Here is a 23,394-nt window from a genome sequence, read left to right on the forward strand (position 1 = left end):
CTCCTCTCGAATGGTTCAGCGAATAGGTGAGAAGGATCCGGGCCTATCGTGTGCCACCAGGGCACCTCCGAATACGGCCGCGGCCCGGTCGTCGTCGTCGAACGGATCGGGATAAAACGCAAGCGTCTTCGGCGACATCGCCCAGTCGACCTGATCCGTCACCCCGGCCTCGGCGGCAAAGGGGCGAAGCCCCGAGGTGTACATGGTGGTGGCGGCCATGATTCGGTCGCTCCGGTCCATGGTGGCGAATTTCTGATACAGGCCCATGTGGCATCGGCTGAGATCCGCCGCAACACCCGGCCAGTCTTCCGGCGCGATCAGCTCACGGGTGCCGTCGGCGCGATACCCGTACACGGCAGCTTCGTCGACGACGGCGAGAAGTTGATCCGGTTCGGTGAACGTGGTTCCCCAGTCGTTGATTTCGAACTCGGTGAACTTCGAGCGGTCGAACGTCAGGACCATCGTCAATCCGGTGTAGGGCGGGTCCAGATCGTCCGCCCACGGATACGCCCATGCACCGGGACCGAGGGAGAGATAATCCCGCACGATCGTCTGCCGGTTTCCCGTCGGCCGCGGATACGGACCGGAGTCGCAGATGCCGACCCGTGAATCACAGAAATACAGGAACGAGTATCCCGACACCGTGGCGTTCAGCCGCTTGAGGCTCTTCGCGGTGGTCGCATCCAACACCGTTGCCGCGCCGACCAGCTCGTCGACGACGGCCGTCGACAGGTACCGGTTGGTGAATCCGGCGTCCTTGTAGTCGAGTGTGCCGTCACCACGATGTGCCAGGGTGAGCCGGCGCCAGAAGTCCACGACGGTGCGGATATCCTCCCGGTGGTCACCGGGCTCGATGGCGCCCATCTGGATCAGGCACTCTCGACCGCAGAGGAAGTGGTAGCCGATCATCCAGATCCACAGCGGGCTGATCTTGTTCGGCCCCTCACGCAACCGGCGACCCAGCTCTTCCGCCGGCACAGCCGCGTCGATCACACGTATCCGATCCACGTAGCTGTGGAAATCCTCGATGACCGACAGCGTCATGTAGGGCAGCATCGGAAACAGTTCGGACGTAAACCCGGACCGGCGCGTCAATTCGGGTTTCATGGCCCGGCCCATGTGCTGGACGAGGTCGTCGAGGCGGTCGTCGGTGAGTTCCTCGGAGAGGAGTGCCTCGAGCGCAGCGCCCGAGACGTCGACCGTGAAGTCCTTGACGGCGATCTCGTCTCCCACACGCCGGATGTAGTCCCACCACGCGGCGCTCACATCCGCGGACGGGTCCGATGCGGTGTCAGGATCCGGGGAAGCAACGACTCCCGTCTGCTCGTCGATACGAAGCGTGACGTCGGTGCCGTCGGGGATGTCCTCGGACAGTTCGGTACCGACCAGACACGGGACCTCGAACTCTCGTGAGACGATCGCCAGGTGTGAGCGGAGTGTCCCATCCAGACAGACGATTCCCCCGAGCCGGCCCAGGATCGGTGAGAGGAATGTCGTGCCGCCCGACGCGACGAGAGCGATCGTGGACTCGAGGTCGCTGTCGAGGGAGGCGATCACGTCGTCCGGCGACCGGAAATGGCGCACTGTTCCGGTGACCGGCGCAAAGGCGTACGACGGATTTCCCTTCCCGAGAATCGACATCGCCTAGCCTCCCAGAGGACGGAAGCAACCGTCGCGGTCCTGCGGAACGAAGACGCCGCCGATCAGCTGCAGCGCGAGGTCGGGATCGCTGAACTTCTGGAAGGATTCGGCGATCCGCGGCGTTATGGACCAATCGATCTCGTCGTAGCAGCCGGCGAGTCGTGCCCACGCCTTGAGCTTCCACGCGTACATCTCGGTCGCGTACAGGTTGCGTTCCTCGGCATCGGTTTCGGCCAACCGCTGGTACAGCGCTCTATGCGCCTTGCGGATCGCCTTGGTGGCCTCCTCGACCTCGTCGGCACCGAGGGGGCGGAGGGTGCCGCCGTCGGTGCAGAACACCCGGGTTTCGATGATGTCGGCCTGGTAGTCGCTGGGTGTGAACCAGGCGGTGCCCCAGACGTTGTTGTCCATCTTCACCGTGGCGGGCAGCCGGTAGGCGATGACGAAATGATGGTAGGGCAGTGTTTCGCGGATGCCGTCGACCCAGGGGAAGTCTCCGTCGCCGTCCGTGCAGGTCTCGCGCAGCGCGAGGAACGTGCCGTCCTCGAGCTGATAGGGCCCGGTGTCGCACACCGCGGTCCGCGCGTCGCAGTTCTCCAGGAATGCGTACGCGGTCAGCCGCGCACCGAATTTGCGAATCCCCGCCTTGACCTCGTCGTCGGCGGGGACCAGATGGGACCGGATCTCCGCCAGCACGTCGTCGTCGATGACATGAGAACTGTTCTCCGGCTCCGCGTCCATGTTGAACAGGACGTTGTCGGTGCGCATGGCGATGGTCGCCTCGCGCCAGAAGCGGAGCACCTCGAGCTGATCCTCCAGACCGTCCGACAGGGCGCTCTCACCCAGGTCGACGAACAGCTCACGTCCGGTGAGGTAGTGCAGGGGGGTGGCCGCGAGGTTGATGAAGCTGCGCTTGTTGCCGATGGGCAGAGCCTTGCGCACCAGTTCGGTGGGGGTGGCGTGCTGTCGGATGGTACGGATGCGCTCCGGCACCCTGAGGTAGTCCTCCATCATCGACATCAGGATGTAGGTGTTCATGCCGAACAGTTCCGACTCGAACACGGTCCGCGCGGATAGTTCGGACTTGTAGGCCGCACCGGCGGCGTGCACGAGCCAGTTCCACTCCTCGAGTGTGGGCTCGTAGGCCGGGTCTGTGTACAGAGCCTCCACGTTCACGGGAGTGGTCAGTTGCGCGGTCACGCCGTCACCACCCCTGCAGCGACGGCCACGCGGGCGGTCTCGGTATCGGACAGGTCCAGCACCACGGTGTCGCCGTCTGCGACGGTTCCGGTCAGTTCGGCGGCGAGCACGCAGGGCACGTCGGACTCTCGCGACAGGATCGCGAGGTGCGATTCCCGGCTACCGGCTGTACAGACGATCGCGCGCAGGTCGGGCAGGATCGGCGACAGGAAGGTCATCCCACCCTTGCTGACGAACGCGATCGTGTCCTCGAGATCGTCGTCGTCGATCGACAGCACGTCGGCCGTGTCGTTGAACCACCTCGCGGTACCGCGAACCTCCCCTGCAGTGAATAGGTTGACACCGGTCCCGACCTCGTTCAGGTCTCCGCTCATCACATACTCCGTTCGGCCCATTCGTGGGCGTGGGATTGTCTTGAACACGCACTTTCGTCGGTGCCAGGAAGGCTACGAGCGGCTGTGTCGTGCGCCACAGTCCACTTTGGGGGACAGTCTCGATACCGGTCACAGCGGCGGCACGCATACCGACTTCCTCCCAGCTGCGGCCGATGGTCGAAAATGGATCCATGGCAGGGGAATCAACGGAAGTCGTTCTGAGTAATCAGGATCTTCGTGAGGTCACCGCGTTCGCCGCGGGGTGCGCGGAGGGGGTACTCGAGATATTCGAGGCCGATCAGCCGGACGACCCCCGGCCTCGCGACGCGATCACGACCGCGTGGGACTTCGCTCGGGGTGGTGAGCGCGGGAAACCTCTGCGCGACGCGGCGTGGGCGGCGCTCGCGGCCGCCAAGGGCACGGATACCGAGGCGGCGCGCGAGGCGGCGTGGGCGGCGATGGCTGCGGCAGGCTCCGCCTACCTGCATCCCTTGGCGAAGGCGACCCAGGTCAAGCACATACTCGGAGCGGCCGCGTACGCGGCCAGAGCGGCCGAACTCGTCGCCGGTGACGATCGGACCGTCGGCGCCGAACACCTCGAGCAAGAGGTCCAGCGTGCGACACCGGTCGTCGTCGACGTACTCGCACGTTTTCCGGCGGCACCGGGTGGCGGCGGACGGGTCGGCGAGTTGATCCGCATGCTGGACGCCGCCCTCCGGCAGTGACAGACGCGGCGGATCGCCGGCACGGCGTGTAATTCATCAACCGTTGACCCAGGCCACTCGGCGTGCCTAGCATCGAATATGCGCGCCATGATTCTCAAGGAATTTCGCGAACTTCGGCGGGACCCCCGCACATTGGCGATGTTGATCGCGCTGCCGCTTCTCCTGCTCGTGATCTTCGGCTACGCGGCCAACTTCTATGTGTCCTCGGTCGAGACGGCAGTCATGGGCCCCTCGGCTCAGCAGGTGAGCACGTCGTTGCCGCCGTTCTTCGACGTGACGCAGACAGACGTCGACGGCTCGACCGCGCAGGCGACGGATTTGTTGCGGGAGAACAAGGTCGACGTCGTGGTGGTGACCGGATCGACCCCGGCCGAGCAGTCGACGGCACTGGTGGACGGCTCGAATCTGTTCGCTGCCCAGTCGACGGTGTCGATCCTGAACAAACTCGGCGACCAGGTCCGCACCGAGGTGTTGTTCAATCCCGAGCTGAAGACGTCGTGGGTGATGGTGCCGGCGATCATCGGCCTGATCCTCACCTTCATCGGCACGATCGTCACCAGCATCGGTCTGGTCCGGGAACGCGAGGCCGGGACACTCGAACAACTCGCGGTCATGCCGATCCGGCCGAGTCAAGTGATCCTGGGCAAGATCGTGCCCTATTTTCTGCTCGCCGCACTGGACATGACCGTCGTGACGGTGCTGGGCATGGTGCTGTTCGGGGTGCCGTTCAACGGCAACGTACTGGTATTCGCGCTGGGCGCCGCGCTCTTCCTGTTCGTCGTCCTCGGTCTCGGTGTGCTGATATCGACGATCTCGCAGACGACCGGACAAGCGATCCAAACGGCGTTCCTGTTCCTGATGCCGCAGATTTTGTTGTCCGGCATGATTTTTCCGCTCGATGCAATGGCGGCAGGGGTTCGCTGGATCGGCTATCTGCTTCCGCTGACCTATTTCACGATGATCTCGCAGGGCGTGATGTTGCGTGATGCGCCGATTTCGTCGTTGTGGTTGCCGCTGGTCGTGCTGGCCGTGATGGCGATCGTGGTCTTCACCGGGTCGACGCTTCGTTTCCGGCGAGACCTCGCGCCGGACGTCTCGAAGGCGAGTAAGCCCGAGGGGTCGAAATCGGTCGATCCGACCGGTGCGGACGCCGCATGATCGCCGCGACCGAGTCCGTCGTCGTCCGGTTCGGCGACCGGACAGCCCTCGACGGAGTGAGCATCGACGTGCCTGCCGGCCAGGTGGTGGCCCTGGTCGGAGGAGACGGCGCGGGAAAGTCGACCCTGTTGCGGACGTTCGTCGGGGAAGTCCTCCCCGACAGCGGGACCGTTCACGCCCCGGGTAAGCACGACATCGGGTTCCTCTGCGCGGGCCCGGGGAGCTGGGCGGCGCTGACGGTCCGGCAGAACATGGATTTCGTCGGCGGCATCTATGGCCTGAGCGGCAACGAATTGGCCGAGCGGCGCGAGGAACTCATCGACCGGGCCGGGCTGGGTGATGCGGCGGACCGACTCGCCTCGGCGCTGTCCGGAGGGATGCGGCGCAAACTGGGCACGGCGATGGCCATGCTGCACCGACCCAAGATGCTGATCCTCGACGAACCGAGCACCGGCGTCGACCCCGTGAGCCGCATCGACCTGTGGCGATTGATCTCGGAAGCCGCCGCTGACGGGGCAGCCGTGGTGATGTCGACGACATACCTCGACGAGGCCGAGCGAGCCGGGCATCTCGTCGTCCTCGACTCCGGCCGGATCCTGACCCAGGGCTCCTACGACGAGGTGCGCGCCGGGTTCACCGGCGCCATCACCTCGGCAGCGGATCCGGTGCGACCGGAGTGGTCGTGGCGCCGCGGACGGGACCGTCACGAGTACTGGGAGGACGGACACCCCGGCACCGACGCCGCGACCATCACGCCCGACCTCGAAGACATCGTCATCGCGCTGTCTCTTTCACGTCGGCGGGAGGTCGGGGCATCATGACCGCTGAGGTGCTGCGGGCACGCTCGGTGACCCGGAAGTTCGGTGACTTCACGGCCGTCGACTCGATGTCGATGACCGTCGCCCCCGGCGAGGTGGTCGGTCTTCTCGGGGCCAACGGTGCCGGGAAGACCACGCTGATCCGGATGCTCCTGGGTCTGCTCGCCGCGACGGAAGGTGCGGTCGAGTTGCTCGGCGGCCCGCCGGACCGAACGCGCCGGGCGCGCATGGGTTACGTGCCCCAGAACCTCGGTCTCTACCGCGATCTGACCGTCGCAGAGAACCTGGCCTTCAGCGCGGAGGCCTACGGTGTCCCCGTGCCCGGTGTTCCTGCCGAACTCCACGACGCGCGCAACACCCTCGTCCGCGAACTGGCCCTGGGCTCGCAACGACAGGTGGCGTTCGTCGTGGCCCTGGCACACGAACCCGACGTGCTGGTTTTGGACGAGCCGACCTCCGGCGTGGACGCACTGTCCCGGGCAAGGCTGTGGGACACGATCCGGCAGCAGGCCGACAGCGGCGTCGGCGTCCTGGTGACCACCCACTACATGGAAGAAGCGCAGCAGTGTGATCGCCTGTTGCTCATGTCGTCCGGGCAACTCGTCGGCGCCGGTAGCGAGGACGACATCATCGGCGACACCCGCGCGGTCGCCGTGCACACTCCGGAATGGGCACAGGCATTCGCGGCACTGAACGATGCCGGAGTCCCCGTGATTCTGGACGGCCGTGCGATCCGAGTTCCGGACACCGATCCGGCGACGATCGATTCCGTACTGGACGCAGCCGGCATCGCCGCCGACATCCGGCCCGTGCGCGCCACCATCGAAGAGCGCATGCTGGTCCTCGCGCGCGCCGGAGCACATGGATAGTCGTGCGCCCGGCCGGCCGAAGGTCGTCGCCGACTCCGCCGACAAGCGCGGCACCATCCTGCGGTCGGCGCGAGAGCTGTTCTCCGATCGAGGATTCGACCGAACAACCATGCGCGCCATCGCCAAAGAGGCCGGAGTCGACCCGGCGCTCATCCATCACTACTTCGGCAACAAGAACGCGCTGCTGGTGGCCGCCCTGCAGCCGGAGGTCGACACGAAGACCGTGTTCTCCGGCATCACCCCCGAGACCGACGGGCCCGGTGAGATCTTCGTCCGACGCGTACTCGAATTCTGGGAGACGAACCCACAGCAACGAGCACGAGCAATAGCGCTTCTGCGGGTCGCCGTCACGCACGACGAGATCGCCATGCGGGTACGCGATTTCTTCCTCGGACTCGTACAGCTTGCACTCGGCGATGTCGTCCGTCGCGATCACCAGGACGAGCGCTACGCACTGGTGGTCAGCCAAACGGCCGGGCTGGCGATATCGAAATACATCCTCCTGCTACCCGACGTCGCCAATGCCCCCATCGACACCCTCGCTCAGCGCGTGGGGCCGAACATCGACAACTACCTCTTCAGCGACTTCGACGGGTAACTGTTCGCGGTTGTGCAGCGATTACCCTGAGCTGATGGCTGCAATCCCCGATTCCACCGTGGGCACGAACACCGCGCTGCCCGGCCTCGCGAACAACTTCGCCGACGAGCTGGGCGCCCTGACGGTGCCGTGGCAGGGCGCCCCTGCGCCCGACCCCACGATGCTCGTGCTCAACGAGCAGCTCGCGGCGGCGCTGCGGTTGGATGTCCACGCACTGCGAAGCGAGGACGGGGTCGGCGTCCTGTCCGGATCGACGGCACCGACCGGGGCCAAGCCGGTAGCGATGGCATATGCGGGCCATCAGTTCGGCGGATATGTGCCGCTCCTCGGAGACGGTCGGGCGTTGCTGCTCGGCGAACTGACCAATGGTGACGGTCAGCGCGTGGATCTGCACCTCAAGGGCTCGGGGCGAACACCATTCTCCCGGGGCGGCGACGGGTTCGCGGTTGTCGGCCCCATGCTGCGTGAATACCTCGTCAGCGAGGCCATGTACGCCCTCGGCATCCCCACCACCCGCGCACTGTCGGTGGTCGCGACGGGCCGGCCCGTTCACCGGAACGGCGCCGAACCCGGCGCCGTGCTCGCCCGAGTCGCGGCCAGTCACCTGCGGGTCGGCACGTTCGAATACGCAGCGCGGCAAGGCGATCTGCTGCAGCCGCTCGCCGACTACGCGATCGCCCGCCACTACCCGAAGCTCACCGAACTGCCCGCGAACGGTGACGGCAACCGCTACCTGGCATTCTTCGAGGCCGTGGTCGAGGCGCAAGCATCACTGGTGGCACGGTGGATGCTCGCCGGTTTCGTGCACGGGGTGATGAACACCGACAACACGACCATCTCCGGGGAGACCATCGACTACGGTCCGTGCGCCTTCGTCGACACCTACGACCCGGCAGCAGTGTTCAGTTCGATCGACCACGGCGGCCGCTACGCGTTCGGCAACCAACCCGCCGTCCTGAAATGGAATCTGGCGCGCTTCGCCGAAACCCTGCTCACGCTGATCGGCCAGACGCCCGATGACGCGATCACCGCGGCATCGGCAGTCCTCGACACCTTCGACGAGCGTTACGACGGCCACTACGCTGCCGGCATGGCGGCCAAGCTCGGTATGGCCGGCACGGCCCTCGACCCGGCACTGATCGACGACCTGCTGACGATAATGAAAGACCACGGTGTCGACTGGACAAGCGGTTTCCGTGCCCTCGCGGACGAACTACGCGGAAATTCGGCACCTCTCGACAGCCTCGCACCGCGCGAGCACACCGAGCCGTGGTTGCAACGCTGGCGCAGCGCCCTGACCCACCACGGGCGCGGGGCAGCGGAGACCGCGGACGCGATGGACCGCGTCAACCCGCTCTACATCCCACGCAACCATCAACTCGACGCTGCCTTGCGGGCCGCGACCGACGGCGAACTCGCCCCATTCGAGAAACTACTGGAGGTCGTCACCCATCCGTTCGACCGCCGCGACGAATGGTCCGACTACACCACACCCGCCCCGCCGTCATTCAGCCAAACGTTCCAAACCTTCTGCGGCACATAACCACTGGACCGAATTCACTCGCCGCGAGCCGGCAGGCCGACTTGCGTGCTCGATGGGTACCCATTAGTTAGCGTCGGGTAGGAACAGAAGTCGCCGAAAGCCCCGCTGGGCGATCGCCGACACAGCCTGTAGCCGTTAGCTACACTTGTAGCAAGTAGCTACACCACAGGAGGGCAGCAATGCCGAGTAGTGGAGACAAGGTCACCCGCCTGGCAGCAGACCTGGTAGCCAGCGCCATGGCCGAAGGAGAACGGCAGCACCGCACAGGACGTCAGCAACTCGAACACTGGGCCCGGGTGGGACGGGCGGTCTCGAGCCGGCAGACCGCGGCCCGGCGCCGAGTAGAGGAAGCCCTCGCCGGCCGGTTGCCGATCGATGAACTCGGAACCGAAGAAGGCACAGTTTTCAACGCCGAGATCAACGCGGCGATCGAGGAACAACTGGCCACCACCGACTACGGCGCCGCGCTCGCGGCCCAGGGAGTCACCACGGTCGCGTTGTCGGAGGACGGTCAGATCATCGAGTACCGTCCCGACGGCACCCACGCAGTCCTGCCCGAGTGAAACGACTCGACCTGGTGGTCGGCTGCGACGGCGCCGGCAAGTCCACCTTCGTGGCGCTCACCCTTGCTCCCCTGCTGCCGGCCAGCCCGTTAGTCAATGCCGACGAGATCGCCAGACAACGATGGCCGGCGAATCCGGCTGCACACTCCTACGCGGCGGCAGAGATCGCCGCGAAGACCCGATCACACCTATTGAGCCGGGGAATGTCGTTCATCGCCGAGACGGTGTTCTCCCATCCGTCGAAGCTGGAGCTGATCGACGAAGCGCGCACGCACGAGTACACCGTCGTCTTGCATGTGGTCATTATTCCCGAGGAGCTAGCGGTCCGGCGTGTGCGCTATCGGGTGCGAGCCGGCGGACACGATGTGCCGGAAGACAAGATCCGCCAGCGATACCAAAGATTGTGGGGTCTCGTCGCTCAAGCGTTCCCACGTTGTGATCACGTGACCGTGTACGACAACAGCGCGAGCACCGGCCCGCGCATCGTCGCTCAGTTCACCGACGGATACCTCGTCGGCGAAGCCAACTGGCCCTCCTGGACACCCACAGAACTGACCGCGAGCACCAGCCCGGGCGCACAACCAAAGGACCCGAACGTCTGACCGATCACCGGGAGGGCGGGGCGGGCCGCACCGTTCACACGGCGGCGCCGGGTCCTTGAAGTAGTTCGACGTCTCCGGCGTGCATCGACTCGCCGCAGCATGCGCAGCGCAGGTCGGCTGTGCTGATCTCGCCGCACGCGTGGTGGCGGTAGAGGACGGGCGGGCCCGCCTCCCCCGCGAGCCAGTTGTCGCCCCAGGTGGCCATTGCCATCAGAACGTCGAGGAGTTGGACGCCCTTCTCCGTCAGGACGTATTCGTACCGCGGCCGTCGGTCGTAGGGCCGGCGCTCGAGCACTCCGCGCTCCACGAGGTGGTTGAGTCGTTCGGTCAGGACCTTGCGCGAGATGCCCAGGTCGGCCTGAATCTGCTCGAATCGCGTGAATCCGGCCCACACGTCACGCAGGATCAACGGCGACCAGGGCTCCCCGATGACGTCGAGGGTTCGCGCGATCGAGCACGCCATCCCACCGAAATCTGTGCGTTGCATGGAACCAGTCTAACAATCGGGGTTCCCTGAAGGAACTCAAACTGTTACGCTCATGGAGTCTCCTGAAGGAACTCCGAAAGGAACACGAAGATGAGCAAGGTCATCAGTGCCCACGCGGTCTCGGTCGACGGTTACATCACCGGCCGAAATCCGGGACCCGACCGCGGAATCGGTGACGGGACATCCCTGTTCGACTGGTACGGCGACGGCGACACCGCCAGCCGGCTGTTCGACGGGTTCCGCCTGAGCGAGCCCAGTGCTCAGATCTTCGACACCCTCGCCGGACGCGTCGGTGCGGTCGTTGCGGGACGCAACACCTATGAAGATTCCGGTCGTTTCGGCGGCGGCAGCCCCCACCCGACGGCTCCCGTGTTCGTCCTCAGCCATCGGCCTGCGCCGGAGATGTCCGAGCAGCAAACGCTCGTCACCGGCGGAATCGAGGACGCGGTCGCGGTGGCGAGCGAGACCGCCGGCGACAAGGACGTCAGCCTCATGGGCGGCGGAGTCCTGGCCGCGGCCTTGAAAGTCGGACTCGTCGACGAGGTGGTCCTGCACCAGGTGCCCGTCCTGCTGGGCGCCGGTCGCCGCTTCTTCCAGGAACTCCCGGAGCACGTGCAACTCCGTTTGCTGGAGGCCGTCCCGGCGCCCGGCGTGACCCATCTCCACTACGCGGTGGTCCGATGACCCTCGCCGCCTACCCCACGACGTCGGCCTCGCGCCGGCGCCCTCAGATCAAGGAGCAGCTCCATGCTTGACCCCGACGTGCGCCGAGTACTCGACGGCACCTCGATCGCTCACCTCGCCACCGCCCTCCCGGACGGCTCGCCCCACACCGTTCCCCTCTGGATCGGCACCCACGACAACCGAATCGTCTTCCTCACCGGCCCCGGCTCACGCAAGGCACGCAACCTGCGCCGCGACCCGCGGATGGCGCTGTCCATCGCGCCCGTCGACAACCCGTTCGAGCCCGTCGTCGTCCGCGGGCGGGTGGTCGAATGGCTCGACGGCGATGCCGCGTGGGAGATCATCGACGAGCTGTCCACGAAGTACATGGGTGCGCCGTACCCCCGAGAGGAAGAGCGCGTCGTGGCCGTGATCGAGCCCGAGCGACAGACCGTCGGCGTCGGCTGAGCCGATCACCGACGCGCGCTCATTCCGGTGGTGCGCCGTCCCGGCGCTTCAGCGTCGCGGTCAGGCCCGCCAGGAGGATGTCGACTCCACGTTCGAGTTCGGCGGCGCCGTCGTAGGACGCCAGCACCGGCGCCAGACCTCGCAGGAGCGGGAATTCACCGATCGGCAGACGGTGCAGCCCGAGGCGCAGGAGGTCGTCGGATTCGTCGGGTCGCTCGACGAGTTCCTGCAGTTCGTTGAGGATGTGGCCGTAGAGGAAACCGAACAACGCCCGATAGACGTGCAGGGCGTCGGCGTCGGTGAACCCCGCCCGGATCAGCAGGGTCAGGATGTCCTCGAGGGGGCGCAGGGTGCCGAGCGGCCTGAGCCCGAGCGGCGTCGACAGCGGCCGGGTGACCAGGAGCGGCACCACCTGCGGATGAGCGAGGGCCAGTCGGCGGAAGCCCCGCGCGACCTCCCGTAGTTGGGTGGCCCAGTCGCCGTCGCCGGTATCGACCTCCAGTTCGTCGAGTACCCGCTCGGCGAGACCGTCGAGCAACGCGGCCTTGTTCGGGGCGTGGCGGTACAGAGTCATCGGGTCGCGGCCGAGCGCCTTACCGAGACGACGCATGGACAGACCGTCGATTCCGTCCCGGTCGACGATTGCGAGCGCTGCTTCGAGTATCCGCTCCCGGGTGACCGGGCCGCCGTCGGAGTGGATAGAACGACGTTCGGGCTCATCGGCCATCACGACACCTCCACCAACACTGTAGGCCTGAACTGTAGATCTACAGTGTTGACAGTCTGCGGAATCCGGCGTTCACTTCACAGTGAGGCACGGAACGGGTCGGGAAATCGGGAGTCGAGAATGGCGATATCCGACATCAAGGAATACGCACATCTCACCGAAGAGGATGTCGAGTCGCTCCGCTCCGAACTCGACGCGATCCGGCGGGACGTCACCGATTCGCTCGGTGAGCGCGACGCCACGTACATCCGTCGCACGATCGCGTTCCAGCGTGTGCTGGATGCCGCAGCACGCCTGGTGATCCACTGCAGCCGGACACGAATCGGGTGGATCCTCGGGACGACGGCCCTGGCCGTGGCCAAGAGCGTGGAGAACATGGAGATCGGGCACAACGTGTCTCACGGCCAGTGGGACTGGATGAACGACCCGGAAATCCACTCCAGCACGTGGGAGTGGGACATGGCAGGGGTGTCGTCCCAGTGGCAGTACTCGCACAATTATCGCCACCACGTGTTCAGCAACGTGGTCGGGATGGACGACGATCTCGGGTTCGGCGTCATCCGTATCACCCGCGACCAGCCGTGGAAACCCGAACATCTGCTGCAGCCGCTGCGGAACCTGTTGTTGGCGTTCATATTCGAATGGGGCATCGCCCTGCACGGCCTGTATTCCGAACGGGACCGCGTCGACACCGCCGCCGAGAAGAGCGCCCACACCCGGGCACTGCTCGGCAAGATCGTTCGCCAGGCCGGCAAGGACTACGTGCTCTTCCCCGCCGTCAGCGGGCGGCGGTGGCGACGGACACTGAAGGCGAACGTCTCGGCCAACCTGCTGCGAAACCTGTGGGCGTACGTCGTGATCTTCTGTGGGCACTTTCCCGACGGCGCAGAGAAGTTCACGCCCGCCGAACTGGAACACGAGACCCGGGCGGAGTGGTACCTACGCCAGATGCTGGGCACCGCCAACTTCCGGGCCGGAGCGGTGCTGGCATTCCTGAGCGGCAACCTCTGCTACCAGATCGAGCATCACCTCTTCCCCGACCTTCCCAGCAACCGCTACGCGGAAATCGCAACAAGGGTCCGCGCCCTGTGTGAGAAATACGATCTGCCCTACACCACGGGTTCGCTTGCCAAGCAATACTTCCTGACCCTGCGCACCATCCACAAGCTGGCGTTCCCGGACCGGTTCCTGTCCGCGACCGCCGACGACGCTCCCGAGACCGCGTCCGAACTGAAATTCCGCACTCCCCTCAACGCATCTTCCGACGGAGGCACCGGGCGCCGTACGGGACTGCGCACCGCGTTGCGCGAGGCACGCTCTCGAACGAGAAGGCACTGAGGCCCGTCGGCCACGCGCGGTGGCCATCATCGCGGCCCATCAGCCTCAGGCGTACGTTCTGACCTCGTTGGCGCCTGCCCGTGTCGGTCGGACATCACCCGCCGCCACCACGAGTCGAGCGGACCGGGATCGGGCCACCGGATCGGCTCATCGTCGGCGTGGCCGCGAGAGTGGCTCTGGGGCGAGGTTGTGGTCGGGGGATGTTCGTCGGGTTCGGTGGCGTGCACCAGCGACACCTGCGTGGCGGGTCGCGGCGGCGGGCAGGAATAGTGCATGTCAGGTGGCCGACGGGTTCTGGTCGGGAGCGGCGGAACCGGGGTCATTGCGATCGGCAAACATCGCCTGAATCCGATGCAAGATCTCCGGTGTGCTCAGTACCCGACGGGTGGGAATCGAGTGATGCGGTGCGCTCACGGACGAAGCTTGCAGGCGGGTCATGTGAATACTCTCAGTCGCACGTCGGTGGACCGAGCGGAGCGGCCACGGCGGCGGCACCCCTCCCGATCATCCCCAGTGTGCCTATTCAGGCATCGGGGCGGGTAGAGGAGAAAGTCCTCTCCAACCAATCGGACCGAGAACCGAAGCTCCGGTGCCGACGACGAGCCGGGACCGGCCGACACAATCCGCAACCGGACCGCGGGATGCTCCCGCAATACCGCGGCGACCAGTTGTTCGGCGAGCAGTTCGGACGTGGATGCCAGCAGCCCGACCGTCACGATTCCCTGCAGCACTTCGGGATTCGGTCGGATCTCGGCTCGGGCACGCTCGAGTTCGGCCAGCACCCTCCGCGCGCGTTCGAGCATGAGCCGGCCGGGCTCGGTCAATTCCATTCCGGCACGGCTGCGCTCGAACAGGGGAACACCCAGTTCCTGCTCCAGCGTGTGGATTTGGCGTGTCACCGCCGGCTGAACGAGATGGAGGAGTTCGGCCGCGCGGGTCACGCTCCCGGCGTCGGCCACCGCAACGAGTGCGGTCAACTGCTTGACGTCCACCGGACGACCCACCTTCCCGGGCTACTCGCCGCCCCGCACCATCAGCACGCGACATCTGACGGCGACTTCGATAACAAGGAAGAATGTCAGTGCCCGGCGAGGAAGCTGATCGCCGCGGTGCTCGCGACTTCGCGTTCTTCCTCGAAGTAGGCGTGCCGTGCGCCGGGAAGCAATTGCACGCGCGCGTCCGGGATCCGTTCGGCGAGTAGTGGCGCGTTGTCGACCGGGGAGAGCAGGTCGTCGGTCCCGTGCAGAACGAGGGTCGGCGCGCTGATCGACGGCAACGCATCCCACGCGTCGTGCACGTTGCTTGCCCGCAGGTGTGCGAGCCGGGCGTGCGCGGGCATGTCCGAATCCCCGAGAGTGTTGTAGGGTCCGGGGTTTCGATCGAGCCACTCCCGGGTGTACATCAACTCCAGCAGGGCGCTACGCGACCGTTCGGGATCGGGGTGCGCCAGGTTCGCGCGCACTTCGCGGCTTCGCTCCACCGCGTGGGTTCCGCCCGGGGAGGTGCAGCCGAGGATCAGGGCGCGGACACGCCGGGGATGACGCTCCGCGACCCACTGCGCCACCCGGCCTCCCATTGAGGTGCCGTAGACGTGCGCCGTCTCGATGCCGAGCGCGTCCAGCACGCACATCGCGTCCTCGGCGAACAGTTCTGTGCTGTACCCGGTCTCGGGTTTTCCGCTGGATCCGGTTCCGCGGTAGTCGATCGTGACGGTGTGGAAATGCCGGTCGAAGTCCGTGCGAACGTGGTCCCACCAGTGATGGTTGTTGGCCTGACCGGCGAGCAGCAGCAGCGACGGTCCGGTGCCGGACTCCTGGTACGCGATCGGCGTTCCGTCGGACGCCACGGCATAGGGCATTCGGACCTCAGACCGTTTCTGCCGTGCGGAGTTCGGAGATCGCGGCATCGGTGTAGCCGAGTTCCCCCAGGATGGCATCCGTGTGCGCGCCCAGGGCCGGGACCGGATCGAATCGCGGTTCCACACCGCTGAGGTTCGCCGGCGGCAGCAGCGCCCGCGCCGGGCCGCCCGGGGTCTGCACCTCCCGCCAACGATCGCGGCCTGCCAGGGACGGGTGCGACAGGAAGTCCGACACCGTGCCCAGCCGCCCGTTGGCGATCGACACCTTGTCGAGCAGCGCGAGGGCGTCGTCGGTGCTGAGCTGACGCGTCCGCTCGGAGATCAACGCGTTGCACTCCTCGCGGTGCTCCACCCGCGAGGAGTTGCGGCAGAAGCGCGGGTCGGTGGCGATCGACGCGTCGCCGAGCACCTCCGCGCAGAACGCGGACCATTCGCGGTCGTTCTGGATCGACAGCAGGACCGTGCCGTCGGCGGTGGGGAACGGACCGTACGGGGCGATCGTCGCGTGTTCCGCTCCGACGCGGCTCGGCTGCCGGCCCCCGTATTCGGTGTAGTAGGCGGGCGAGCCCATCCATTCACCGAGCGCCTCGAACAAGGCGACCTCGACGGCGCGGGCCGTGCCGGTGGTGGCGCGCGTGTACAACGCGGAGAGGATCCCGCTGTAGGCGTACATGCCGGCCGCGATGTCGGCGATCGATACTCCGGCCTTGGAGGGGCACTCGTCGGGGCCGGTCAGCGACATCAGGCCGGATTCGCCCTGGACGAGCATGTCGTAGGCCTTGCGATCGGACCAGGGGCCGGTGTTGCCGTAGCCGGAGACGTCGCACGGAATCAGCGAGGGGTAGCGCTGCTGGAGCGACTGCGCGTCGAGGTTCATCCGGGCTGCGGCACCGGGGGCGAGATTCTGCACGAAGACATCCGCGGTGGACAACAGCTTTTCGAGGATGTCGCGGCCCTCGTCGGATTTCAGGTCCAGTGTCAGGGACTCCTTGGAGCGGTTGAGCCAGACGAAATAGCTCGATTCGCCGTGCACGGTCTCGTCGTACCGTCGTGCGAAGTCGCCGGCATCGGGACGTTCCACCTTGATCACCCGGGCACCGAGGTCGGCCAGTTGCCGGGTCGCGAAAGGCGCGGCGACGGCTTGTTCGACGCTCACGACGGTGATCCCTGCGAGCGGTAGGGCGGTCTGCGGTGCCATGGAGCCAGCCTTCCTAGAAATGTACGGCCATTTTGCAGGCAGATGCGGCAGTAGTCAACCACGTGGACCCGGAGTTTTACCTGAAGTTGAGATTGGCGGCGGTGCCGATCCGCGACCGCCGGCCGTTTATGGCCGTACATGACGGCCGTCAGCCGTGGTGGCGGCGGTACGCTTCGACCGCTCCCGGGTGACGCGGGACGCCCGCCGTCTGGATCAGCGACCGGACGTCGAGGAACTGGGCTCCGACGGTGTCGGGAGGAATGAGGTCCTGCGCCCGGTCGACGAGAAGGTCCACGAGCGCACCGGCCACGGCGTCCGACAGCTGCGGGGACGCGACGAGCAGGCTGGGCACGCCGACCGTCGCGGTCTCGGCGGTGTCACCGTACGTCCGGGCCGGCACCGAAACCGGTTCGTACATCGGCCCGTAGACCCTGCGCATCTCCACGCACTCGGCGGACAGGTCGAGCAGCCGGATCCCCCCGTCCGGACCGTGCCCGGGCCGCGGCACCGCCGCCGGAGTCGGCACGCCCCCGGCCCACAACGCAGCCGCGACCGTACCGTCGGCGAGGGAGTCGAGGACGGTGGTGAGCGAGACCGGGCGCACAGTCACGTCGTCGACGGTCAGCCCGCTCGCCTCGAGCACCCGCCGCCCAGTCTGCGCGGTCCCCGAACCCGGGGAACCGAGGCTGATCGTATGCCCGCGAAGATCTTTCATCGACCGGATCGGTGAGCGCGCGGGCACCGCGCACTGGAGATAGTTCTCGTACACCCTGCCGATGGCCAGCATCGGGGTGTCCGACAGCACGGCCGAATCGGCCAACGTGAGCCCGATCAGGACCTCCCCCGACGCCAGCAGCGACAGATTCTCCAGCGAACCGGTGGTGTACCGCACCGTGAACCGGAGATCGCCACCTGAGGCGGACGGCGCGTCCGCGAGCAATTCGGCGAATTCGGACTGGAAACCGTCGCGCTCACCGGACGCGATCTCGTACGTCCCCGACTGCTGGGTCCGTGCACACCCGGACAGTGCGACCGCCGCGGCCACACCGCCGAGGAACTGTCGCCGGTTAATCATCGTCGGGCGTCTCCACGTGCGGTTCGAGCCACAAGCGTACGCGTAGACCACCGGCCGGGGCCTCGTCGATGGCGAGTCGGCCACCGTACGCGGCGGCAACCACCTCGACGATGGACAGGCCGAGTCCCGTCCCCGCCTGGTCGCTGGCCCGGAAGAAGCGGTCGGTGAGCTTGCCGCGCAGCTCTGCGGGGACGCCCGGGCCGTCGTCGGCCACCCACACGCACACCTGCGGGTGGTCCTGTGAGCGCTCCACGCCGACGCCGATCTCGATGGTGGGGTGGGGGCCCGCATGCCGGGAGGCGTTGTCGATCAGCACGTCGAGCACCTGGGACAGATCGTTCTCCGCGATCGCGACCGGAACACGGTCGACTCCGGGCGCCGCGACGGTCGTCAGGCGCGCACCGCGTTCCCGGGCCGTCACCGACCAGAAGTCGACCCGGTCGGCGACCACCGAAAGGGCGTCGCAGGTCGCTTCGGCTCCGAAGCGCGGCGTCTCGGCGGAGGCGAGGGAGAGCAGGCTGTCGAGGATCGTCTGCAGACGTTTAGCCTCCTCGGTGACGAGGTGATAGTCCTCGCGGGCGTCGTCCGGTATCCCCTCGTCGAGGAGGTCGAGGCGAAACTGCAACGCCGCAAGCGGATTCCGCAGCTGGTGCGCGGTGTCGGCGATCAGACGCTGCTGTGCGTCCGCGGCCCGCAACACCGCCGACGACATCACGTCGAACGAATGCGCGAGCCGGCGCACCTCGGGAGGACCGCCCGCGGCCGTGACGGGCAAAATGGACGGCGGAGGCTCGGACGCCGGCGGCGTCCCCGCGTCGGGCATGCGGCGGATGAGTTGCACGATTCCGGTGGACAGGTTCGCGAGCGGTCCGAGTACCCACCGGCTCAAGGCGATCGCGAGCACACCGAACGCGACCAACGCGAGCACCGCGCCTGCCGCGATCACGGCCCACTGCCGGAGGATGTCGGAGCGCGCCTCGGCCGTCGAGGCGCGCAGCACGATGGTGCCGTTCACCTGAGCGCCCGACCCCACGGGTTTGACGAACAGCGCGTCGTCGTCGCTCCACGGGAACAGCCGGTCGACGGTGGAGACCCGCTCGTTGCGCAGTCCGCTGCGAATCGCGGCCTCGATTCCGGGTTCGCTGCCGTCGAGGCCCACACCGAGGGTGGGCACACCGCGCGTCGAAACCACGAGAACGCCCTCGCCGTACACGTCGTCGTACGCGTCCACCTCGCCTGCGATTCTGGCGGGGTCGCCGGTCCGGACGTATTCCTCGGCGAGGACGGCGAACCGTTGGATGTCGCCCTCGCGGCCGAGGGTGAACTCCTGTGTCCGTGAGTCGGCGGTCGCGATCGCGAGGGGGATCGCGAAGCTCGCGACCGCGCAGGATCCGAGGATCGCGAGGATGAGCAGTAGCCGTCGGCGCATATCGTTTCTACCTCCGGTCAGCACACCCAGCGGTAGCCGAAACCACGGATGGTGCTGATCAGCCCGGGCCGGTTCAGCTTGGCCCGCAGTGTGCCGATGTGGACGTCGAGCGAGCGTGAGACCGCGACGAACGCGTCACCCCAGACCCGATCCATCAATTGCTGACGACTGACCGCGGCACCCGGGTTCTCGAGCAGAATTTCGAGGAGGGAGAACTCCTTCGACGTCAGGTCCACGTCGGTGCCCGCCACGGTGACGGTGCGCGAATCGAGGTCGACGCGCACATCCCCGGTGACCACTTCCCGCGGCGCGCCGCCTTCGACGGCCAGGCTTCGCCGGCGCACCACCTCGATGCGCGCGAAGAGCTCCGACATCCGGGCCGGCTTGACCAGGTAGTCGTCGGCGCCGCCGCGCAGCCCGCGCACCACCGACCGCTCGTCGTCGCGGGCGGTGAGGATGATGACGGGGACGGCGCTGACCTGGCGCAGCTGGCGAAGCACTTCGAGTCCGTCGCGGTCCGGTAACCCGAGATCGAGCAGGACGAAGTCCACCTCGCCATGGTGCAGCAGCAGCTCCGACCCGAACTTCATCCGCACAGGCTGGTGCGCCTGCCGGGTCAGCCCCGCGACGAGTGCGTTGCCGACGCCGTCGTCGTCCTCGACCACCGCGATGCGCATAACCGGCATTGTCCCCCGGCCACGGTGGGCCGGGGGAACATTGCCGGAGGCGGAGGGATCAGACACGCTCGAGTTCGCGGCCGTCGCGGTCGTCCTCGCGGCCGTCGCGGACGGGGCTGTCCGTCGCGGGATCGAGGGTGGTGCCGCCCTTGCCCTTGGGCATGAACAGTGCCGCGACGAGGGTCAGCGCGGAGCAGCCGACGACGTAGTAGAAGAACGCCGATTCGTGTCCGGCCTGCTTGAGAGCGAGCGCGAGCGGTTCGGCGGTACCGCTGAACAGGGCTGCGGTGATCGCGTGCGGCAGGCCGACACCGAGTGCGCGCACCTTCGTCGGGAACAGTTCCGCCTTGACGATCGCGCTCAGCGCGCTGTAGGCGGTGACGATGACCAGTCCGGTCATCATCAGGCCGAACGCGACGAACGCGTTGGTGGTGTTGCCGAGGACGGTGAGGATCGGCACGGTCAGCACCGTCGAGCCGATACCGAAGAACAGCATGACCTTGCGGCGGCCGATGCGGTCGGAGATGATGCCGGCCACGGGCTGCAGCAGCATGTACACGAACAGTGCGGCAAAGTTGATCCACGCCACCGTTTCCGGGGCGATGCCCGAGGTGTTGATCATGTACTTCTGCAGGTAGGTGGTGTACGTGTAGAACGCGACCGTGCCGCCGATCGCGAGGCCGAAGACCATCGCGAGCTGCTTCGGGTACTGCAGCAGCAGACGCAGGGTGCCACGCTTGGCCGACGGCGTCGTGCCGGACGCCTTCTCGGCCGCGATCCGGGCGGCCTCGTCCTTGTACTGGTCCGACTCGTCCATGCCGCGCCGGAAGAGCATCACGGTCACGGCGGCGATCGCGCCGATCACGAACGGGACACGCCAGCCCCAGGCGTGCATCTGATCGAGGGTGAGAAGCTGCAACAGAATGATCTGGACGCCGAGTGCGGCGAGCTGACCCAGGATGATCGAGACGTACTGGAAGCTCGAGTAGAAGCCGCGGCGGCCGGGAGTCGCGACCTCGGACAGATACGTGGCGCTGGAAGCGAATTCGCCTCCCACGGAGAGTCCCTGGATCAGTCGCGCTGTCACCAGCAGCGCCGGGGCGAGCATCCCGATCGCCTCGAAACTCGGTGTCGCGGCGATGATCAGCGAGCCTGCGGCCATCATGAGCACCGACAACGTCAGCGCGTTCTTGCGCCCGTAGCGGTCCGCGTACCGGCCCAGGATGTAGCCACCGATCGGGCGCATGAGGAATCCGACGGCGAAAACCAGTGCCGTGGAGAGCAGCTGGGCGGTCGTGCTGCTCTTCGGGAAGAACGATGCCGCGAAGAACACACTGAACGCTGCATAGACGAACCAGTCGTACCACTCCACGAGGTTGCCGATGCAGCCGCGAACCACGTTCGCAACAACCCGCCTCTCGCCGGTCGACGACGCTGGGTTCGAAGTCGTGTGTCGCATGATGTTCCTTCCTCGACTGCTGTGATCGTGCGTAGCCACTGAAACCAATGTGGCCGCCACCACAGCGCGAGGGAAGGGATGAGCGGCTTTCCTTACATTCGCTTTAGACGACACCGCGGCGCGTGCCGCAAAACGGTGCCGCGCGCGCATTCGCGGACCTGGCCGAGCAGGACGCCGCCCGCGCGGTGCTCGGTGGCTCGGCCCGGGCATTCCGCATGACCGAGGCGATCCAGTCGGGAACCGTGTGGCTCAACACCGGTGCCTCGTCCGGCAACCCGTTCGTCATGCGCTGACGTCGACCAGCCGGTGAGCTTCCGCACAGGGGGTGGGTAATGAGCACCCTTGGGTGGCTGTCGACCGGCGCGTTCCGGGGGCAATGTTGGTGTGGTCAAGGAACACTCGACCCCACACCAGCAAGGACTCCGCATGTTTCGCCACACCGCCATTCGCGCCGGCCTGATGTTCGCCGCAGTCGCATTCTCCGTCACCGGCGCGACCGGAATCGCGCACGCCATGCCCGCCTCGACGGGCGGTGACGTCGCCGTCACCTCGCAGTCGGACCGTGACAACCGCGACCGGGATCGGCGCGACCGTTTCGACGACGACGCGCAGGGCGCAATGTGCGAGGGTCAAGCCGTCGTAAACCACCCCAGCTGCTCCTCGCTGCCGTACTGACCCCGATCGAGGTGACATAACGCCGCTGCCGCAGTCACTGCGGCAGCGGCGTATCGTCTGCGGCAAGGTAACCCCACGGCACTACCGGTTGTGCAGGGCCACCGATTCGGTACCGTTCGTGTCGACCCGCGAGCGCGGGTCATTGGATCGGCACACATCCGAACTGTGGGAGGTTTTTCGTGGCTGGTGGACTCGTCGCCCTGTTGGACGACGTCGCGGCACTAGCGAAAGCGGCCGCGGCATCCATCGACGACATCGGAGCCGCGGCCGGCAAGGCCAGCGTCAAGGCAGCGGGAGTGGTCGTCGACGACACCGCCGTCACCCCCCGCTACGTGCACGGGTTCTCCCCCAACCGCGAACTGCCCATCATCCGCAAGATCGCGGTCGGGTCGATCCGCAACAAACTCCTGATCATCTTGCCGGTGGCGATGATCCTGAGCGAGTTCCTGCCCCAGGCACTGCCGTACCTGCTGATCGCCGGTGGTCTGTTCCTGTGTTTCGAGGGAGCCGAAAAAGTCTACGAAGCGCTCACCGGCAACCATCACGAGGCCGCGGGCGCAACCGCAGGGCAGAGCGGACCCGAATTCGAGAAGACCATGGTCAGCGGCGCGATCCGCACCGACCTGATTCTGTCCGCCGAGATCATGGTGATCTCACTGTCGTCGGTCGAGGACGAACCGTTCCTCACCCGCCTGTTGGTGCTCGTCGTCGTCGCGATCCTCATCACCGTCCTGGTGTACGGAGTGGTCGCCCTGATCGTGAAGATGGACGACGTAGGCCTGGCGCTCGCCCAACGCGAGTCCGCGTTCAGTCAGCGGATCGGTCGAGGACTCGTCGCGGCGATGCCGAAGGTCATGGCAGTGCTCACCGTGGTCGGGATCGCCGCGATGCTCTGGGTCGGCGGCCACATCCTGCTCGTCAACATCGGCGAGGCCGGATTCCACTGGCCGGCCGATCGCCTCCACGATCTCGAACACTGGTTCGGCGATCTCGTCCACGGTGGCCTCGGCGGTGTCCTGTCCTGGACCGCCGGGACCGTGGTATCCGCACTGGTCGGGCTCGTCGTCGGCGCGATCGTCGTCCTGATCATGCACCTGATCCCGAAACGGAAGAAACGCGCCGACTGACCGAGGTGGCCGACACCGCCCCAGCTGCTCCTCGCTGCCGTACTGACCCCCGGACACAACGCCGCTGCCGCAATCACTGCGGCAGCGGCGTATCGTCTGCGGCAAGGTAACCCCGCGCCCGA

The 23,394-nt window shown here is 66.6% G+C and carries 27 protein-coding genes; 14 read left to right on the top strand and 13 right to left on the bottom strand.

Going from position 1 to position 23,394, the window contains the following annotated elements; all coding sequences use genetic code 11:
• Positions 1–15: 15 nt before the first annotated feature.
• From I1A62_RS24950 to I1A62_RS24960, 3 genes are read right to left on the bottom strand one after another with little or no spacing between them, the layout of a single operon-like run.
• Positions 16–1,641: a PEP-utilizing enzyme gene (locus I1A62_RS24950; RefSeq protein WP_219460677.1), complete on the bottom strand. Its 1,626-nt coding sequence runs from the start codon at positions 1,639–1,641 to the stop codon at positions 16–18.
• A gap of 3 nt (positions 1,642–1,644) precedes the next feature.
• Complete coding sequence (locus I1A62_RS24955; protein ID WP_257890917.1) at positions 1,645–2,841, bottom strand: hypothetical protein; 1,197 nt, start codon at positions 2,839–2,841, stop codon at positions 1,645–1,647.
• Positions 2,838–3,215, bottom strand: a complete 378-nt coding sequence (locus tag I1A62_RS24960) for a PEP-utilizing enzyme (RefSeq protein ID WP_124391517.1) — start codon at positions 3,213–3,215, stop codon at positions 2,838–2,840. The genes I1A62_RS24955 and I1A62_RS24960 overlap by 4 nt, the downstream gene beginning before the upstream one ends.
• A gap of 191 nt (positions 3,216–3,406) precedes the next feature.
• Between I1A62_RS24960 and I1A62_RS24965 the strand changes: the two genes are divergently transcribed.
• The 8 genes from I1A62_RS24965 to I1A62_RS25000 all read left to right on the top strand — a co-directional run bounded on the left by I1A62_RS24965 (position 3,407) and on the right by I1A62_RS25000 (position 10,091).
• The gene (locus tag I1A62_RS24965; RefSeq protein ID WP_219460680.1) at positions 3,407–3,940 is read left to right on the top strand and encodes a putative immunity protein; all 534 of its coding nucleotides are present in this window, start codon (positions 3,407–3,409) and stop codon (positions 3,938–3,940) included.
• Positions 3,941–4,018: 78 nt separating this feature from the next.
• Complete coding sequence (locus I1A62_RS24970) at positions 4,019–5,098, top strand: ABC transporter permease (RefSeq protein WP_219460683.1); 1,080 nt, start codon at positions 4,019–4,021, stop codon at positions 5,096–5,098.
• Complete coding sequence (locus I1A62_RS24975) at positions 5,095–5,919, top strand: ABC transporter ATP-binding protein (RefSeq protein WP_219460686.1); 825 nt, start codon at positions 5,095–5,097, stop codon at positions 5,917–5,919. The genes I1A62_RS24970 and I1A62_RS24975 overlap by 4 nt, the downstream gene beginning before the upstream one ends.
• Positions 5,916–6,785, top strand: coding sequence for an ABC transporter ATP-binding protein (locus I1A62_RS24980; RefSeq protein ID WP_219460688.1), 870 nt, complete (start codon positions 5,916–5,918; stop codon positions 6,783–6,785). Before I1A62_RS24975 ends, I1A62_RS24980 begins: the two co-directional genes overlap by 4 nt.
• A complete protein-coding gene (locus tag I1A62_RS24985; RefSeq protein ID WP_219460690.1) occupies positions 6,778–7,383 on the top strand; it encodes a TetR family transcriptional regulator in 606 nt (201 codons plus the stop codon). Before I1A62_RS24980 ends, I1A62_RS24985 begins: the two co-directional genes overlap by 8 nt.
• 34 nt (positions 7,384–7,417) lie before the next feature.
• On the top strand, positions 7,418–8,926 hold the full coding sequence (locus I1A62_RS24990) for a YdiU family protein (protein WP_219460693.1): 1,509 nt from the start codon (positions 7,418–7,420) through the stop codon (positions 8,924–8,926).
• 179 nt (positions 8,927–9,105) lie between these two features.
• The gene (locus I1A62_RS24995; protein ID WP_219460696.1) at positions 9,106–9,489 is read left to right on the top strand and encodes a ParD-like family protein; all 384 of its coding nucleotides are present in this window, start codon (positions 9,106–9,108) and stop codon (positions 9,487–9,489) included.
• Positions 9,486–10,091 (top strand): zeta toxin family protein, encoded by a 606-nt coding sequence (locus tag I1A62_RS25000; protein WP_219460698.1) that lies wholly within the window; start codon positions 9,486–9,488, stop codon positions 10,089–10,091. Before I1A62_RS24995 ends, I1A62_RS25000 begins: the two co-directional genes overlap by 4 nt.
• 34 nt (positions 10,092–10,125) lie before the next feature.
• Here I1A62_RS25000 and I1A62_RS25005 read toward each other — a convergent pair whose 3' ends face one another.
• Positions 10,126–10,578, bottom strand: a complete 453-nt coding sequence (locus tag I1A62_RS25005; protein ID WP_219460701.1) for a helix-turn-helix domain-containing protein — start codon at positions 10,576–10,578, stop codon at positions 10,126–10,128.
• Positions 10,579–10,668: 90 nt separating this feature from the next.
• Between I1A62_RS25005 and I1A62_RS25010 the strand changes: the two genes are divergently transcribed.
• Positions 10,669–11,262: a dihydrofolate reductase family protein gene (locus I1A62_RS25010; protein ID WP_219460704.1), complete on the top strand. Its 594-nt coding sequence runs from the start codon at positions 10,669–10,671 to the stop codon at positions 11,260–11,262.
• A 63-nt stretch (positions 11,263–11,325) separates the two neighbouring features.
• Positions 11,326–11,709 carry a PPOX class F420-dependent oxidoreductase gene (locus tag I1A62_RS25015; RefSeq protein WP_219460706.1) on the top strand — a complete coding sequence of 128 codons (384 nt, stop codon included), beginning with the start codon at positions 11,326–11,328 and terminating at the stop codon, positions 11,707–11,709.
• A 19-nt stretch (positions 11,710–11,728) separates the two neighbouring features.
• Here the strand turns inward: I1A62_RS25015 and I1A62_RS25020 are convergent, their stop codons facing one another.
• Positions 11,729–12,436, bottom strand: a complete 708-nt coding sequence (locus I1A62_RS25020) for a TetR/AcrR family transcriptional regulator C-terminal domain-containing protein (protein ID WP_219460709.1) — start codon at positions 12,434–12,436, stop codon at positions 11,729–11,731.
• A gap of 120 nt (positions 12,437–12,556) precedes the next feature.
• On the opposite strand from I1A62_RS25020, the gene I1A62_RS25025 reads away from it, so the two are divergent.
• Positions 12,557–13,774, top strand: coding sequence for a fatty acid desaturase (locus tag I1A62_RS25025; protein ID WP_219460712.1), 1,218 nt, complete (start codon positions 12,557–12,559; stop codon positions 13,772–13,774).
• A 276-nt stretch (positions 13,775–14,050) separates the two neighbouring features.
• Here the strand turns inward: I1A62_RS25025 and I1A62_RS25030 are convergent, their stop codons facing one another.
• From I1A62_RS25030 to I1A62_RS25065, 8 genes are all read right to left on the bottom strand, one after another.
• Positions 14,051–14,212, bottom strand: a complete 162-nt coding sequence (locus I1A62_RS25030) for a hypothetical protein (protein WP_219460717.1) — start codon at positions 14,210–14,212, stop codon at positions 14,051–14,053.
• Complete coding sequence (locus tag I1A62_RS25035; protein ID WP_257890918.1) at positions 14,209–14,766, bottom strand: LysR family transcriptional regulator; 558 nt, start codon at positions 14,764–14,766, stop codon at positions 14,209–14,211. Before I1A62_RS25035 ends, I1A62_RS25030 begins: the two co-directional genes overlap by 4 nt.
• Positions 14,767–14,852: 86 nt before the next feature.
• Complete coding sequence (locus I1A62_RS25040; RefSeq protein WP_219460720.1) at positions 14,853–15,632, bottom strand: alpha/beta fold hydrolase; 780 nt, start codon at positions 15,630–15,632, stop codon at positions 14,853–14,855.
• A 7-nt stretch (positions 15,633–15,639) separates the two neighbouring features.
• Positions 15,640–16,830 (bottom strand): CaiB/BaiF CoA-transferase family protein, encoded by a 1,191-nt coding sequence (locus tag I1A62_RS25045; RefSeq protein ID WP_124391532.1) that lies wholly within the window; start codon positions 16,828–16,830, stop codon positions 15,640–15,642.
• 148 nt (positions 16,831–16,978) lie between these two features.
• Complete coding sequence (locus I1A62_RS25050; protein WP_124391533.1) at positions 16,979–17,905, bottom strand: TAXI family TRAP transporter solute-binding subunit; 927 nt, start codon at positions 17,903–17,905, stop codon at positions 16,979–16,981.
• Positions 17,898–19,334, bottom strand: a complete 1,437-nt coding sequence (locus I1A62_RS25055) for a HAMP domain-containing sensor histidine kinase (protein ID WP_219460723.1) — start codon at positions 19,332–19,334, stop codon at positions 17,898–17,900. The genes I1A62_RS25050 and I1A62_RS25055 overlap by 8 nt, the downstream gene beginning before the upstream one ends.
• 17 nt (positions 19,335–19,351) lie before the next feature.
• Entirely contained in the window at positions 19,352–20,011 is a 660-nt protein-coding gene (locus I1A62_RS25060) for a response regulator transcription factor (protein ID WP_124391535.1), read from the bottom strand.
• Between the two features lie 58 nt (positions 20,012–20,069).
• Positions 20,070–21,470: an MFS transporter gene (locus I1A62_RS25065; protein WP_124391536.1), complete on the bottom strand. Its 1,401-nt coding sequence runs from the start codon at positions 21,468–21,470 to the stop codon at positions 20,070–20,072.
• Between the two features lie 122 nt (positions 21,471–21,592).
• Here I1A62_RS25065 and I1A62_RS25070 point away from each other — a divergent pair, with 122 nt between their 5' ends.
• The 3 genes from I1A62_RS25070 to I1A62_RS25080 all read left to right on the top strand — a co-directional run bounded on the left by I1A62_RS25070 (position 21,593) and on the right by I1A62_RS25080 (position 23,272).
• Positions 21,593–21,763: a hypothetical protein gene (locus I1A62_RS25070; RefSeq protein ID WP_192581824.1), complete on the top strand. Its 171-nt coding sequence runs from the start codon at positions 21,593–21,595 to the stop codon at positions 21,761–21,763.
• Positions 21,764–21,896: 133 nt separating this feature from the next.
• The gene (locus tag I1A62_RS25075) at positions 21,897–22,145 is read left to right on the top strand and encodes a hypothetical protein (RefSeq protein WP_124391537.1); all 249 of its coding nucleotides are present in this window, start codon (positions 21,897–21,899) and stop codon (positions 22,143–22,145) included.
• 179 nt (positions 22,146–22,324) lie between these two features.
• Complete coding sequence (locus I1A62_RS25080; RefSeq protein ID WP_219460725.1) at positions 22,325–23,272, top strand: DUF808 domain-containing protein; 948 nt, start codon at positions 22,325–22,327, stop codon at positions 23,270–23,272.
• Positions 23,273–23,394 lie beyond the last annotated feature (122 nt).

The organism is Rhodococcus sp. USK10 (assembly GCF_019378875.1).
Classification (GTDB): Bacteria; Actinomycetota; Actinomycetes; order Mycobacteriales; family Mycobacteriaceae; genus Rhodococcus_F; species Rhodococcus_F pseudokoreensis.

Bases quoted from the DNA above. Each gene is read 5' to 3' on its own strand.
- I1A62_RS24950 (WP_219460677.1), bottom strand. From the start codon at position 1,641: ATGTCGATTCTCGGGAAGGGAAATCCGTCGTACGCCTTTGCGCCGGTC.
- I1A62_RS24960 (WP_124391517.1), bottom strand. From the start codon at position 3,215: ATGAGCGGAGACCTGAACGAGGTCGGGACCGGTGTCAACCTATTCACT.
- I1A62_RS24965 (WP_219460680.1), top strand. From the start codon at position 3,407: ATGGCAGGGGAATCAACGGAAGTCGTTCTGAGTAATCAGGATCTTCGT.
- I1A62_RS24970 (WP_219460683.1), top strand. From the start codon at position 4,019: ATGCGCGCCATGATTCTCAAGGAATTTCGCGAACTTCGGCGGGACCCC.
- I1A62_RS24975 (WP_219460686.1), top strand. From the start codon at position 5,095: ATGATCGCCGCGACCGAGTCCGTCGTCGTCCGGTTCGGCGACCGGACA.
- I1A62_RS24980 (WP_219460688.1), top strand. From the start codon at position 5,916: ATGACCGCTGAGGTGCTGCGGGCACGCTCGGTGACCCGGAAGTTCGGT.
- I1A62_RS24985 (WP_219460690.1), top strand. From the start codon at position 6,778: ATGGATAGTCGTGCGCCCGGCCGGCCGAAGGTCGTCGCCGACTCCGCC.
- I1A62_RS24990 (WP_219460693.1), top strand. From the start codon at position 7,418: ATGGCTGCAATCCCCGATTCCACCGTGGGCACGAACACCGCGCTGCCC.
- I1A62_RS24995 (WP_219460696.1), top strand. From the start codon at position 9,106: ATGCCGAGTAGTGGAGACAAGGTCACCCGCCTGGCAGCAGACCTGGTA.
- I1A62_RS25005 (WP_219460701.1), bottom strand. From the start codon at position 10,578: ATGCAACGCACAGATTTCGGTGGGATGGCGTGCTCGATCGCGCGAACC.
- I1A62_RS25010 (WP_219460704.1), top strand. From the start codon at position 10,669: ATGAGCAAGGTCATCAGTGCCCACGCGGTCTCGGTCGACGGTTACATC.
- I1A62_RS25015 (WP_219460706.1), top strand. From the start codon at position 11,326: ATGCTTGACCCCGACGTGCGCCGAGTACTCGACGGCACCTCGATCGCT.
- I1A62_RS25020 (WP_219460709.1), bottom strand. From the start codon at position 12,436: ATGGCCGATGAGCCCGAACGTCGTTCTATCCACTCCGACGGCGGCCCG.
- I1A62_RS25025 (WP_219460712.1), top strand. From the start codon at position 12,557: ATGGCGATATCCGACATCAAGGAATACGCACATCTCACCGAAGAGGAT.
- I1A62_RS25030 (WP_219460717.1), bottom strand. From the start codon at position 14,212: ATGACCCGCCTGCAAGCTTCGTCCGTGAGCGCACCGCATCACTCGATT.
- I1A62_RS25040 (WP_219460720.1), bottom strand. From the start codon at position 15,632: ATGCCCTATGCCGTGGCGTCCGACGGAACGCCGATCGCGTACCAGGAG.
- I1A62_RS25045 (WP_124391532.1), bottom strand. From the start codon at position 16,830: ATGGCACCGCAGACCGCCCTACCGCTCGCAGGGATCACCGTCGTGAGC.
- I1A62_RS25050 (WP_124391533.1), bottom strand. From the start codon at position 17,905: ATGATTAACCGGCGACAGTTCCTCGGCGGTGTGGCCGCGGCGGTCGCA.
- I1A62_RS25055 (WP_219460723.1), bottom strand. From the start codon at position 19,334: ATGCGCCGACGGCTACTGCTCATCCTCGCGATCCTCGGATCCTGCGCG.
- I1A62_RS25060 (WP_124391535.1), bottom strand. From the start codon at position 20,011: ATGCGCATCGCGGTGGTCGAGGACGACGACGGCGTCGGCAACGCACTC.
- I1A62_RS25065 (WP_124391536.1), bottom strand. From the start codon at position 21,470: ATGCGACACACGACTTCGAACCCAGCGTCGTCGACCGGCGAGAGGCGG.
- I1A62_RS25075 (WP_124391537.1), top strand. From the start codon at position 21,897: ATGTTTCGCCACACCGCCATTCGCGCCGGCCTGATGTTCGCCGCAGTC.